Raw genomic sequence first — 14,578 nt, 5'->3', positions numbered from 1 at the left:
TATCAGGACATAAAACCCTAAAGAGAGTTGCCGCGCTCCGCGCGGCAACTCTCTTTAGGGTTTTAATTTTGTCCTAACAAAACTGGCGGCAGCTATACTATAGAATAGGCTTTCTCGATCCGCTTTAGACAATTCCATGCTCCAAATTACTAAATATACATCTCTAGCGCTCGACGAAATTAGTATTACCGCGATTCGCTCCCAAGGTGCAGGTGGGCAGAACGTAAATAAGGTATCGACTGCGATCCATCTTCGTTTTGATATCAATGCATCTTCTCTATCACCGATATATAAGGAGCGGCTACTTAATTTAAGCGATCGCCGCATTACCAAAGATGGAATTATCATCATTAAGGCGCAGCAGCATCGGACTCAAGACCAAAATCGTGATGATGCGCTCAGTCGTCTTCAGCAATTGATCCAAAGTGTGACGGTGATTCCCACCAAGCGTAAGCCCACCAAACCATCCCGTACTGCTCAAAATCGACGTATTGAGGATAAAACTAGAAGGGGAGAAGTTAAAGCTTTGCGAGGTAATGTTAAAGATTAAGTAGCTAGGCGCAATTAAATATAAAATCCAAAAACCTGTAGCGCACGCGCAGCGTGCGCTACAGGTTTTGATTCTGGGTTTTAATTATGCCCAGCTACTTAGAAGGTGACCCTAATCCCAAGTGAAGAAATGGCTACGCCATATTTGTTGTTTATAGTAGCGCCTAGCGCTTCGGAATCAGAGTGAATCGAGTTAATTTTGCAAATAGTTTACCCATTGTAGAGACTTTCCATTCCTTACAAGGAGAAGGCGCATGGATGGGAACAAATGCGTTTTTTATCAGGTTGGCAGGATGTGATGTTGGCTGCCCTTGGTGCGATACCAAGATATCTTGGAATATGAAAAGACATCCTCAAATAGCGATCGCCGATCTGGTTAAGCAAGCGATCGCGGCGAAACCTGCGATCGTGGTCATTACTGGTGGTGAACCCTTGATGCATGATCTCACGGAATTGACTGCCGAGCTAAAGGCTCAGGGATTGCGAGTGCATCTTGAGACATCGGGATCGCATCCCTTTAGCGGCAATTTTGACTGGGTCACCTTTTCGCCCAAGCGATTTAAACCTCCCCATGCCAGCATTTACGAACGGGTGAATGAATTGAAGATCGTCGTTAAGGATGCGTCGGATTTAATATGGGCGGAACAGAATGCGGAAAAAGTTGCGATAAATGTGATGAAATATTTACAGGCTGAGTGGGAAACTGCTAGTAGTAAGGATCTGGTACTGCAATATGTATTAAGCCATGCTAACTGGTGTGTGAGTATCCAAACCCACAAGTTATTAGGAGTAAGGTAATTGAGATGGCAAGCTTAGAATCCCCTCAACGGAAAGCGATTATTTTATTGTCAGGTGGGCTCGATTCAGCCACATCGGCAGCTCAAGCGATCGCCGATGGCTACGAACCGATTGCCCTATCCTTTCGCTATGGTCAACGCCACGAGCGAGAATTGCTTGCCGCAAGGGAAGTTGCTGCCGCATTACACATTCGTGAACATTTTATTGTCGATGTGAACCTATCGCAGTGGGGAGGATCGGCTTTGACTGATGGAAATATTGATGTGCCGACGGAGGGCGTGCAGGTGGGTGAAATACCGATTACCTATGTGCCAGGACGGAATACGGTGTTCATTGCGATCGCTCTATCCTTAGCCGAAGCAAAAGGCGCGGAGGTTATTTATTTGGGAATTAATGCGGTTGACTATTCGGGTTATCCCGATTGTCGTCCCAATTATTTGAAGGCATTTCAAAAGTTAGCCGAACTCTCTTCTAAGATCGGTGTGGAAGGAAATGCTCCTAAGTTGGTTGCACCATTGGTGATGGATTCTAAAACCGATATCGTGCGACGGGCGAAACGTTTGGGCGTACCAATCGACCTTACTTGGTCTTGTTATCAGGGTGGTGAAGTTCCCTGTGGGGTATGCGATTCCTGTCGCATTCGCGATAAGGCTATTCTCGAAGCTAACGCATAGTCCTAATCAATCAGTGCGCGGCGAAGCCGCGCACTGATTGATTAGCTTCAGTTCGAGTTAAGCTGGCAAATTTTAAAAGCCCAAAAATAAAAGCCTTGCTCCGCAAGGCTTTTACTTTTGGGCTTTGAGAAAGGGTTTGCGTAGCAAACCCTTTCTCAAAGCCCGTTTCAAATTATCCCGAATTCACGTTTGGTTAATCTGGTCTTCGAGAGGGAAGGGGGGTATCTATTGCTCAGATTTGATGACAGCCGCCTGTTCTAGCAAGGATTCGGCAAAGGCGATCGCTTGAGCCGCAGCATTGGCAAATTCTTTGCTCAGGCTTTTACCATTGGTCTTTTTCTTAATTTCTTTGCTTGTCTGCGTTTCGGGACTTTCTTCAACCGTCATACCCGAAGCAATCTGGGCAAGTTCCTGTTTGCGCTCTTCCAACTCCAATAGGCGGATTTGTACTTGCGTGCGATCGGCTACGATTTGTTTATTCACATGAAAGTGGCGATCGGCAATCGCCGCAATTAGCGGCTGGTGAGTAACGCAGAGAATCTGAGCGCTGCGGCTCAACTGCCATAGTTGGGTGGCGATCGCCTGAGCGACCCGACCAGATACTCCTGCATCGATCTCGTCAAATACCATCGTGCCAACATGGGCATAGGCAAAGTCATCGGGGAGGGAGCGAGCATCATTGCTTTCTTGGCGAATAAAACAAGTTTTGAGTGCTAAAAGAAATCGACTCATTTCCCCGCCCGATGCCGTCTCTGCCAGTGGTTGTAAGGGTTCGCCAAGATTCGGACTGAACTCAAATACAATGCGATCGCTACCTAGAGCCGTTGGTTCGCTCGGATATATGCCCACTTGAAAGCGAACTTTTTCCATCGCCAACATTTTTAACGCCTCGATTTGGGCTTTTTCTAGAGCGATCGCCGCTTGATTGCGTAGTTCTGTGAGCTTTTTGCAAGCCTTGAGCAAAGCCTGTAAATCCGCTTCAGCTTTACGCTCTAAATCTTCTATGGAAATACTGCGATCGGTTAGTTCGGCGAGTTCATTTTGTAACTTTTGGGTATAGGCGATCGCCTCAGGGAGCGTGCCATACTTGCGACAAATATGTTTGATCTGATTAATTCGCTGTTCGATTATTTCCAATTGTTCGGGATCTGATTCGAGACGATTGGTATAATTATTGATTTGCCGTCCTGCCTCTTCCACTTGGGCGAGGGCGCTCGAAACTAATTCGAGGATTCCCGATGCTTCGCGATCTAGGGCGACCATTTCCGTAAGGGTAGACTCGGCTTGCCCTAACAGATCGGCACAGGCATTACCAAGATCATTCTGATAGATGGCTTCATAGACCGCATAGCCATGCTTTTGTAATTCCACGCTGTGGGCGAGCCGCTGGCGATCGCCTTCTAGTTGTTCTAACTCTTCGGGATCTCCTAGATTTGCAGCTTCCAGTTCCTTTAACTGATACTGCAACATATCAAGGTGTTGTAAGCGATTGCGTTCGTTTTGTTGTCTTTCTAATAAAGCTTTGCGCGATCGCTCCTTTATTTCAAATAGTCTTGCCACCTTTTGCCGTTGTGAAAATAAAGCCTGCTGGGAGATCCGATCGCCAAAGCTATCCAGCCATTCTCGCTGTTGTGTGGCTTGACTGAGCAAAATGGTCTGCCCCTGCGCGGTAATTTCGACGAGGCGATCGCGTAGTTCTTGAATTTGTTGCTTATTGACGACTACGCCATTAATACGGGTGCGGTTACTTTTTGCTGTAATCTCGCGGCTACAGATGAGCGTGTTAGCATCTAGGGCATCAATTTCCTGTAGCTCTAGCCATTGAGCGATCGCTGGATTTGTAGAAAAAGTTGCTTCGATATTTGCCCGCTCGGAGCCAGTTCTAAGCATCCGCGACGATACCTTGCCTCCAAGCGCCGCATCTAGAGCATCTAAGACGATTGATTTACCCGCACCTGTTTCTCCAGTGAGAATATTCAATCCCGCATATAGCTCTAGTTCGAGGCGATCGATCAGAGCAAAATTTTCGATTTTGAGACTCAACAACATAGGTTTTTCTTATCGTGCCCTTACCCTTATTTTCCTTCCCTGATTGCAGTTTTCGTTTTGCCGTAGGCAAAATGAAAACTCAAAACCCTTGCTAGGATTGTTTTTTGTTTTCAAATGAGTACGCACCCATTTGAAAACCGCGATAAGCGAAGGAAAAGGAACTTTATTTCCCTTTCCCGCAGTAAAGGCAAGGGAGAAGGACTGTATTTTAGATCGGCAAGGTTTCTCCATTTAAAAGACGTTTGGATGCACTTAGTAATTCTTCTTCCAGATAGGGCTTAGTGAAGTATCCCTTTGCTCCTAATTGTATGGCTGACTGACGGTGGCGATCGGCTCCTCGCGAGGTTAACATCGCGACAGGAATCTCCTTGAGTCGGGAATCCTTCTGCAATCTTGAGAGCAGATCCAATCCATCCATCCGTGGCATTTCAATATCACAGAAGATCATATCGCAGGGCAGCCCCGCACGGAGTTTTTCCCATGCGTCTTGCCCGTCTTTTGCCTGTTCGACGCGATAGCCAACCTTCGCAAACGTTAAGGACAGTAGTTCGCGTACCGTAATCGAATCATCAACAATGAGCACGGTCGGATCGACGGCAACATCTTCTTCCACAGTTGGCTGAATTGGTACGCCCGAGGTGGAAGGACGCAACCTACCGCTGGCGATATCGAATAGTTCTAAAACGTTTGCGATCGCCATAACGCGACCATCCCCAAGCACCGTTGCACCTGCAATTCCCGCAGGTTGGGGAATTGGACCCTCTAACTGTTTAATTACGATCTCGTATTCACCGAGGAATTGATCGACCTGTAGGGCGAGGTAGCTCGTATCGTTGCGAAGAATGATAATGCAGAGTTCGTCGTTTTCCTGCTTACCATAGATGCTGCTGCGACTGAGGTGGCGGCTGTAGGAGAGTAGATTTGAGAGATGCTGGAATGGTAAAACTGTATCGCGCCAAGGTAAACAGGGCTGTCCTTTTTCGTTAAGAACGATTTGACTTTGCGGTACTTCCACCATATCTTCAAAGCCGTCAACGGGGAAGGCAATCCTCGCGCGATCGCTAATGCAGAACATCGCCTTGGAAATACTTAAGGTCAGCGGTAAGCGAATGGTAAAGGTGGTTCCCTTGCCAATTACCGATTCTACGATAATGACACCACGAATATCGTCAAGACAGGTTTTGACTACGTCCAGCCCAACGCCACGCCCTTTAAATTCATCGGCTTGAGCCGCTGTACTAAAGCCCGCCTCAAACAGCAACCCATAAACCTCAGTATCGTTAAGGCGATCGACTTCAGCTTGCGATCGTACTCCCTTAGAAACAGCACTTTTTTTAACCCGATCGGGACTGATCCCCGCGCCATCGTCGCTAATAGAAATGACGGTTTGGTTACCTTGGTGATAGGCGCGTACCGTTAATCGACCAGTCGCCGATTTCCCTGCCGCTTGACGGGTGGCGGGATCTTCTAAACCATGGTCGATCGCATTGTTGACAAGGTGGGTAAGGGGGTCGGTCAAGGATTCTAAAATCGCTTTGTCGATCAGGGTTTCCCGCCCAAAGATCTCTAATTCGGCTTGTTTGCCAGTTTTAAGGGCGCGATCGCGAATACCTCTTGGTAGGCGATCGGCAATCTGTGCGAAGGGAACCATGCGCGATTGCTTGAGGTCATCTTGGACTTGGGTGGTAATCGTTCCCAACTGACGGGTTACCTGATCCGTTTCCCCAACCACGAACTCAATGTCGGAAGCAGATTCGCGAACTCGGACAATTAACTCAATGATTTCCTGCGAGAGGACGTGGAAGGTATTGTAGCGATCGAACTCAATGCCTTCAAAGTCATTGCTAACCGAACTATTCGAGTTTGCACCGTCATTGGCATAGGAAGTCTCAAAGCTACTGTAAGAACGACCTCTTCCCGCAGTTAAGGAAGCTTCAAGTAAGGAGCGATCGTACTGATCCCGCATTCTTTGGGATACATCGCTCAGTAATTGCACTTGATGTAACAAATTGGTAATGAACTGCTGCAGTCTCTCCTGATCCTGCTCCAACAGATTACGGTTGACAACCAGTTCCCCAACTAGGTTATTTAAACTATCGAGATACTTGACATCAACCCGCATAGTCGTATCGGTCAACCTCTGCTTACGGGTAGTCGTAGGAGGTCGCGCAGGAGCTTTAGTTTTGATTGGACCAACATCCTTCGCAAATGCTGACTGAAGCATATTTTCTAATTCGTCAAAGTCATCGGTAGGCTTTGACGGTGCTGGAGATATAGAGGTGAAATTGTTAGCGCCGTTTGTTTCTACATCGATGGTATCCGCATCGCCCAGAAGTGCTTCTAAGGCATCAAAATCCATATCATCGTCGGAACTATTGTCAGGACTGACTAAATCTTGATGACTCCTTGGTACATTGACAGAGGGAGTCAATTGACTAGTGCTATTACTATTAATAGAGTTAATAGAGCTAATGAATTGTTCTGTCTGCTCACTATTTAAGCCCTCATCAGCAACATTAATAGAACTGCCGATCATGGCTTCTAAGTCATCGAAATCGAAGTTGTCGTCAATTCCATTGAGTTCTTCTGGTTGCAATTGATTCTCAGCGTAGGGGGGCTTTTCCTGAGTATTTTGGGTGAGAGAGTCATCTAAGCCTATATCATCTTGATTCAAATCTTGATTCAAATCTTGATTCAAATCTTGATTCAAATCTTGATTCAAATAAGAGAGAGAATCAGGATCGTCAAAAACTATTGACTTGCCAATCGCCAAATCGCTACTTACGGTTTCTTCAATGGATAGCGAATTGTCGTCTATTTCATCATTGCCTTGAAAGAAATCTACTAGGTTGTCAATGGTGGTAGTGGCAGTGCTCGGACTATCAACTTCGAGATCAATATCTTCCTGAGTTGTCAAGTCGGTTTCTATGGACTCTAATTCAAAATCTTGAAATTCCTTATCTAACGCGCTATCTAATGCACCATCCAGCGCACTTGTTAAATCGGCAAATTCATCGCTTTGTGTCAGTTCTCTATTGTCATCGAAATCGAAGTCACTTTCCAATACCGTTAAGTCTTCTTCACCAGCATTAACAAATAAATCTGCCAAGTCAGAGCTGTCTGTAAGTGACTCTTCCGCGATTAACTCTTCAGCAAGTAACTCTTCAGAAAAGGGCTCGATCGCTAAATCGACAGGACTTTCTACGGGTACGTCTTCATCCGTTACCATATCTAAGAAGTCTAAATTGACATCCTCAGATTCCTCAAAATTTACAAATTCCTGTTCATTTAAATCTTGAGGATCTTCCGCCATGTCAAAGAAATCGCCAAGATCGTCAGTATTGGTGATGTTCTCAGAATAGCTAGCTAAATGGCGATCGTCTAGTTCATCATTAATTGCATCATTAATTGCATCATTAATATTGTGACTAGATGCAATTGCATGGCTTTCGGATTCAGCAAAAAAATCAGCTAAGGATTCAGCATCACTGATTTCCTCTGCTAAATCATCTTTATAACTTAGTTCCTTACTTAGTTCCTTGCTGATGAAGGTAATGTTTTCGAGCTGTTCAGAGCTATCCAGCAAATCATCAGGAGCGCCATTAATACTAAATTCTTGCTCAGCACGATCGACAGTAATATCACCAAGATCGCCAATAGATTCAGAGCTAATAGATTCGGAACCCAGTTCCGAATTAACAAATAAATCATCATCTAGTTGATCGGGTTGATCTAGCTGACTAAAGTTATTTTCTATGCGATCATCCAAGTCGTAGGCTACTTCCTCCGTAGAAACATCATCTACCAAAGGTTCGGCGGCGAGAGAACTATCGAAAGAGTTGTTAGCTGCAAAGAAATCATCTAAATTGTCGTCGCTATCCAACTGGCTAAATTCATCAATGGCATCAGAAAGTCTAGATATCTCGTTATGATCAGCATTATTGGCTGATTCCATAAAGAAGTCCTCTAAGCTCTCTTCGCTACTAATATCATCAGTAACATCAGTGCTTATAGCATCAGCACTATCGGCATTAATACCATTAAAGAAGTCCTCTAAGCCCTCTTCGCTATTAATATTATCGATATTAAGTTCATTGCTGTTGATAGCTTCACTCAAATTCGTGATTGTTTGAGTCGTATCATCTAAATCGGAAATGCCAGCAAAGAAGCCACCCAGATCTTCGTTAGTTTCTTCATCCATCGATCTTAGAGAGTCATGACTTCTAAGATCTTCTTTGAATGTTACTGATTCATCCAACTCATCACTATCGAAGCCGAGTTCGTCAAATATCTTTAATCCAGTAGTATCGAGGGGATCGGTGTCATGTCTCTCAGATTTTGCCTCTTGAGGAGGCTCAGATGCAAAATCATCTAGCAAAACTCCATCAAGATTTTCATCAATTGCAAAGGGATCCTCAAGTAAGGTCATCCCTTCTTCAGAAAAAGTCAAAGCAAATGGCTCCATAGAACCATCATTATTCCCATTCGCAATGGCGTTTTCCTGTCTGGCAATCTCAGCAAAATATTCTTCACTAGAGAGAGAGTCGGATTCATCCTGAGCATCAATCATAAGATTATGATCGCTAAGATCGTCTAATTGCTCGGCGGATGATACTGATAAATCGTAAAAATCGATATCATCAGTATTGATCTCACTAATGTTAATGTCATCAAATGAGGCAATTTGGTCAATCTGGTTGATTCGATCGCTTGGGTCAAGGCGATCACTATTTGATGGGTTATTTTCGATTTGAGGATTGTAGTTTTGCTCTAAAAGATCCAACCCTAAGTCCATATCAAACTGCTCATCTAGATCTGTGGCAGTCCCAAAATCATTGCTAAATAGCTCCTCTATACTCGCTTGACTTGTTTGAGCATCTGTACGAGCATCTTCAGCATCTGTCTCAAATTCTGAGAAGTTGTCAGTAACTTGGTTTAATGCACCGTCTAGATCGTCTGGGAAGAGGGAGTCTTCAGATGGGAAGAGGGAGTCGTCAGATTCTTCAGACCTAATTTCAGCAGTTGAGTCTTCTGTCGAAAAATCACCAAACAACTGATCGATACTAGATTCCCTATTATTTAAATTGGGGATTGTCTCATCATCATTACTAGAAGCATTGCCAAGTAGGTCAGCAAAATCATCGCGATTGTCAGGTGAGCCGGTGACTCCTTGGCTTGACATATTTGTTTCATTGGATTCGATGTCTTCCCAAGCAGCATCAAAGTCAATGTCGTCGTTTTCAAAGAGAATTGCCAAGGACTTCAACTCTGAAGCCCCTACTTTTGGTCCATCAATATGTTGATTTTCCGCGATCTCATATTCACCATCCATCCAATCTATCTGATCGATTTGGCTTTCATTGACCTCGGACAGATCGAATATTTCTTCGTTGACTTCACTAGCATCATCGGCAAACAGATCGATATCAAGGGGGGTGAGGTCGCGAGCTATATTGTCGCGATCGGCAATCGACCTATCCTCAGCAATTGGCTCGTCATCAAAACCAATATCGCCAGAAGCAGTGGTGAAGATTGTGCTGACCTCGTCATCTTCTGGTTCGGAAAATCTATAGGGCAATAAACCTTGAATCTGCGAGGAGACCGCAATTTCCGCTTCGCGATTGTCAAGTACTAAATCCTGAGCTTCCTTTAATTCTCTAATTAAAATTGGCGCGAGGGTTCTGTAGGAGTTATTAGGCTGAGCGATCGCATTTTTAATCTGGATGACCAAATTCGTCCAATTTCGCAGATCAAAGTTATCGCCAACTTCTTGAAAATAATTGCAAACCGTTTGTAACTGCGATCGGCTTTCGGGTGTATCCGCTGAGCGAAATAACTGCAACATATCTCGCATTTTGGTCGTAACTTCCTTTTGAAATATCGACCTTTGGGAGACAATATCGGGTTGCGTTATGGAAGCAACTGCCTTTTCTGGGACTTTTTGACTAGATATTTGGGCAGGTGTCTGAGTAGATATTTCGCCATCTACCTCGGTGACTAACTGATTGAGATAGGCTTCTAACTCGGCAAATACAGGTTTAACACGATTATTGGTTTCAGCAGTTAGCTCGTCGGATATTTTGTACCCCCCTTGCAGTTCTTCAAGGAGTTCTGATAAAGGATCGAAACCAGCCAGTAGTAAACTTTTTAAACGCTCGTCAACATTTATCTGTGAATTTTCCTTGAGGATCTTGAAAAAGTCTTCTAAGCGGTGGGCTACATGCTGGATGCTCCCCACACCCAACATGGCGGCTCCTCCCTTAATCGAATGCGCGGCTCGAAAAAGTTCGTTAATTGATTCGGAGTCATCTAGGATTTCTTGCAAGTTTAAAACGCCTTGCTCAATTGTCTGAAGATGTTCTCGGGCTTCTTCGATGAAGTAACCCATGATGCGCTGCTGTTGTTGTTCCGAGTTCATGACAGAATCCTCTCAAAGATTAGGGTGTGAGTAGCTAGAGCTAGAGGTAATAATCCTAACGACCTCCCGTTGTTTTATCACCCGAATCAACGCGGAATCGTTCTACTGAATCCTGTAGACTGCGTGCAACACCTACTAGATTTTGTAGAGAGGCTGACACCCGCTGAGACTCTTGCGAAGTTTCTTGGGCGGTCAACTCAACTGATTGCATAACCTGTGATACGGTTCTTGATGTCTCGGTTTGTTTGACTGTATCTTCGGTAATTGATAGTACGAGGGTTTCGATGCGATGGGAAACTTGGATAATATCGGTAAGGGACTGGCGGGCTTGTTCAGCACGTTTTGTACCATCGATAACCTGTTGAGTACCAACTTCCATCGCTTGTTGCACATTACTAGTTTCACTCTGAATTTGCAATACGATCTGTTCGATTTCCTTAGAAGCTTTTGCCGCCCGATCCGCTAATTGGCGTACTTCATCCGCAACGATCGCGAAGCCTCTTCCCGCGTCACCTGCACGGGCTGCTTCAATACTAGCGTTAAGCGCGAGTAAGTTGGTACGGGAGGCAATTTGGGAAATCAAACCAACGATCTTGGAAATTTCCTGTGAAGATTCGCCCAAACGCTTTACCTTTCTTGTCGTTTCGGCAACCGTTTCGCGAATGTCCAAAATACCTGCTACAGTGCGTTCTACCGCATCACCGCCCTTAATCGCAGTCTCAGAGGCAAGCTTAGCAACCTGATCGGCTTCACGGGCGCTCTCTGCTACCCGTTGAATGGATTCGGTCATCATCTGTACTGAATTTAAGGTCACGCTCAATTCTTCGGCTTGCCGCAATGCATCCGATGACAAACTGCGGGCAAATGCTTCGTTTTCGCGGGAGCTTTCGTTTACCTGACGCGCCGCAATTTTTACTTGGTTAACGATCTCGCGAAGGTTTTGAATGGTCAGGTTAAAGGAGTCCGCCACCGCGCCGAGTACGTCAGCGGTTACCTCAGCCTGTACGGTTAAGTCACCTCTTGCCGCGCCTTCTACGTCATCAAGCAAACGAATTACCTGACGCTGTAGATCTTCTTTAGCCTGTTCTTGCTCGGCAGCTTTCCGTTGCGCTTCGTTGGTGTTAGATACAATTGATTGGATCATTTGGTTAAAGCTAGCTGCTAATCTACCAAACTCATCTTCGCTGTAAACCACAGCACGGGGGCTCATATCGCCACGAATTACAGCTTCAAACTGCGCTTGCAAGTTGGCGGTCGATTGGTCAATCAGTCGGGTGGAACGTTTGCCCAAGCCCCAAGCGATTGCGCCACTGGCTAAGGCGGCGGCTCCAGCCATCATCCATCCAGTATTACGAACCTGTTCGCGTGCACCTTGGTCTTTGATCGTGCCTGTCGCGAAATTAGTAACTACACCTGCGGCGACCATTGCCACTACGCCCGCTGCGATCGCTGTGACTAGCCCTTTAGTTTTGAGGGGCATATTGTCAAAGGGCGAAAACAATCCACCTTGGTCGGAGGCTTCGGTGACAATATCCACGCCACCACGCTTGGCTCCAACTGGCGTATTGATATTCCCCAGTCCAAACAACTCTGCTTCATTTTCTGATTGGTTAAACCTTGCAGTTGCGATGTCCTGACTGGCTACCGAGGTGGTATTACGACTAGAAGAGGTAGTAAAGTCCTGACCGCCAAAATCATTTAGCGATCGGTCAGACACCATCTGAGTTGCATCGGATTCGCCAAAAGAACTTGAAAAAGATGACTCACTAATATCATCAAAGTCATCAAATTCGTCCATAAATACCACATCGGTATCGGCGTTTAGGCTCCCCGAAGAGCTACTGGGTTTATAGCTAGAACTAAATCCCGAGTCACCCGTAATTTGAGTTTCTGCACCATAGCTATATTGGCTAGAGCCATTCAGTGAAGAGTTAGAGCTAAAATCCTCAAAATCAAAATCTTCTGAACTCCCCGAACCAGTACTTTGTCCACCACTGTCATTACTTGACCAAGAACCCTGCATATAGGTGGATTGGTTTGACTGGTTATATCGATTGCTTTCGTAACCGTACTGGTTACTACTAAAATCATCGTTAGCGCTTCCTAAGGCTCCAAGATTGTAACTATCATCATTGATATCTAATCTTTCTTTAGCCGCCGCAATACCACTATGGGCATACTCCAAAATTGAATTGTCGTCAGTTAGCTGCAAAACCGTTTGGTATTCGCCAATTGAATCCTGATAGCGCTCTAGGGCGAGATTGATATGGGCATGGAGTAAACGATACATCGGATCGCTAGGGCAAGCTTTAACAAGCTCTTGCGTCAATTTCCCAGCTTGATTGTAGTCTCCCTGCATATAGGCTAAGGAAGCTTTTTCGTATTCTTTTTGGTATTGCGTACTAGAGGCCATTTGCTTTCTCCTAAAATCCCTAAAATCTCTGCCATTTGTGCGAAATCATTTTGAAATTACTTTCTTAATATTTTTTGCTTAGCCATGCTTCATGTCATTTATATATAGTGCATCTACATATAATGCATCGACTTTGCCTAGGATGCCCACCGCGCCGATCTCAAAATATTGACTTGATCTAGCAGTTTTAACGGCTCGCTTTCTTCCATTATCCACTCACCTTTGATAAACGGAGCCATACTGTCAGAGCTATTTCTGGATACATTGAGTTTTGAAGAATCAAGCCAAGCCATTACACCAATCTGCTCTACTGCTAAGCCTAACATCATGCCCTGATCCTCAATGGCAATAATCGAGATTTCTGCCCGATCTGTATTCACGGGAGGAGTTTCTCCCAAGAACTGACCGAGATCGCCTACCCACACTACTCTACCCCGAATATTCACTGTACCTAGCAATAGGGGGGAGACATTAGGCATCGGATTTATGCGATCTGGTGCATATTCTAAAACTTGACTGACCCCAATTGCAGGTAAAGCAAATTCAATTCCAGAAGCTACAAAAAATCTTAAATGCAGCTCACCCTCTGGAGCTTCAATACCTTGATCGAAGTCAGTTGCTTGATCCTGTCCGATGCCAGGGAAGAATTCTTGGTTTCCTACCATAATTTGAGGATCTCTACCTTGCAAAATAGCAATTTTTAATAGCGAATCTATGAAGTCTTACATATCTTCAAGTTTGGAAATAAACTTTGAAAATAAAACCTTGGAAATAAAACATCGAAAAATATTGAAAAATCTTAAGGTATTGATGTTAACCAACAGCCCTTAAATAATCAAGAATTGTTCATAGTTTTAGCATTCTTCGTGAAATTATTAAGTTTTTCGTAATAACTGTTTTACAGTGCCAACTAACTCTTGAGGCTGAAAGGGCTTAGCTATATAGGCATCAGCCCCTTGCTTCATTCCCCAATAGCGATCAAATTCTTCACCCTTTGACGAACACATCACGACAGGAACGCGCTCGGTTTTGGGATCGGTTTTAATGCGACGGCATAGCTCATAGCCATTCATGCGGGGCATGACAATGTCCATGACGACGATGTCTGGGCAACTACCTTGCATTTGCTCGAGGGCTTCTACACCATCGCCTGCTGTTTTAACATTTAGACCACTGCCTTTAAGTAAGTCCTCAATCATTTCTCTCTGTGTCACGCTGTCTTCAACCACCAGAACTGTACTCATACATGAATGCCCCGATAGGATTCTTCCACTAGCAACTCACCAAACGAATATATTAGGATTAAATGATTGGCATTGTGCTTTGCCCATCTTAATTTTAAGTTAGCAGTTAATTTTTTTCTAACTGTTCATATCTTAGTCTTCTCCTTTCCAGAGATTTAGATTAGAGCCGAAAGTCAAGTCACAAAATAGCATGTATAGTGCTTTATGCCCTCATTAAAGCCAAAGAATTTTTATTAATCTTGTGAAATCAGACTTTTCCCGATCGCCATAGATATTAACCGTATTAACGTCAGTTCGGGTTAAGCTGGCAAATTTTATAGCTACAGTCACTTGAATTAGGACAAATCAAAACCCAAGAATTAATTGGCGGCGCTTCGCGCCGCCAATTAATTCTTGGGTTTTATGTCCTAGTACACTTGGCGACAGCTATAAA

8 protein-coding genes are annotated in these 14,578 nt (G+C 44.7%); 3 read left to right on the top strand and 5 right to left on the bottom strand.

Annotated elements, in window-relative coordinates:
• Nucleotides 1-136 precede the first annotated feature (136 nt).
• The 3 genes from arfB (at nt 137) to queC (ending at nt 2,021) form a co-directional block, all read left to right on the top strand.
• A complete protein-coding gene (gene arfB / locus AC805_RS06940) occupies nt 137-550 on the top strand; it encodes an alternative ribosome rescue aminoacyl-tRNA hydrolase ArfB (RefSeq protein ID WP_055074739.1) in 414 nt (137 codons plus the stop codon).
• Nucleotides 551-807: 257 nt separating this feature from the next.
• Nucleotides 808-1,347, top strand: coding sequence for a 7-carboxy-7-deazaguanine synthase QueE (locus tag AC805_RS06935; protein WP_369122826.1), 540 nt, complete (start codon nt 808-810; stop codon nt 1,345-1,347).
• A 5-nt stretch (nt 1,348-1,352) separates the two neighbouring features.
• Entirely contained in the window at nt 1,353-2,021 is a 669-nt protein-coding gene (gene queC / locus AC805_RS06930; protein ID WP_055074737.1) for a 7-cyano-7-deazaguanine synthase QueC, read from the top strand.
• 225 nt (nt 2,022-2,246) lie between these two features.
• Here the strand turns inward: queC and recN are convergent, their stop codons facing one another.
• From recN to AC805_RS06905, 5 genes are all read right to left on the bottom strand, one after another.
• Complete coding sequence (gene recN / locus AC805_RS06925) at nt 2,247-4,070, bottom strand: DNA repair protein RecN (RefSeq protein WP_055074736.1); 1,824 nt, start codon at nt 4,068-4,070, stop codon at nt 2,247-2,249.
• A 208-nt stretch (nt 4,071-4,278) separates the two neighbouring features.
• Nucleotides 4,279-10,488 (bottom strand): hybrid sensor histidine kinase/response regulator, encoded by a 6,210-nt coding sequence (locus AC805_RS06920; RefSeq protein WP_055074735.1) that lies wholly within the window; start codon nt 10,486-10,488, stop codon nt 4,279-4,281.
• Between the two features lie 55 nt (nt 10,489-10,543).
• Nucleotides 10,544-12,901 (bottom strand): methyl-accepting chemotaxis protein, encoded by a 2,358-nt coding sequence (locus tag AC805_RS06915; RefSeq protein ID WP_055074734.1) that lies wholly within the window; start codon nt 12,899-12,901, stop codon nt 10,544-10,546.
• A 137-nt stretch (nt 12,902-13,038) separates the two neighbouring features.
• Complete coding sequence (locus AC805_RS06910; protein ID WP_055074733.1) at nt 13,039-13,566, bottom strand: chemotaxis protein CheW; 528 nt, start codon at nt 13,564-13,566, stop codon at nt 13,039-13,041.
• 210 nt (nt 13,567-13,776) lie between these two features.
• Nucleotides 13,777-14,145, bottom strand: a complete 369-nt coding sequence (locus AC805_RS06905; protein ID WP_009625282.1) for a response regulator transcription factor — start codon at nt 14,143-14,145, stop codon at nt 13,777-13,779.
• Nucleotides 14,146-14,578 lie beyond the last annotated feature (433 nt).

This window comes from Pseudanabaena sp. 'Roaring Creek' (genome assembly GCF_001402795.1).
In the GTDB taxonomy this organism is placed as follows: Bacteria; Cyanobacteriota; Cyanobacteriia; order Pseudanabaenales; family Pseudanabaenaceae; genus Pseudanabaena.
The sequence above is the reverse complement of the archived record's forward strand: the minus strand, read 5'-3'. Positions and strand labels throughout refer to the sequence as shown.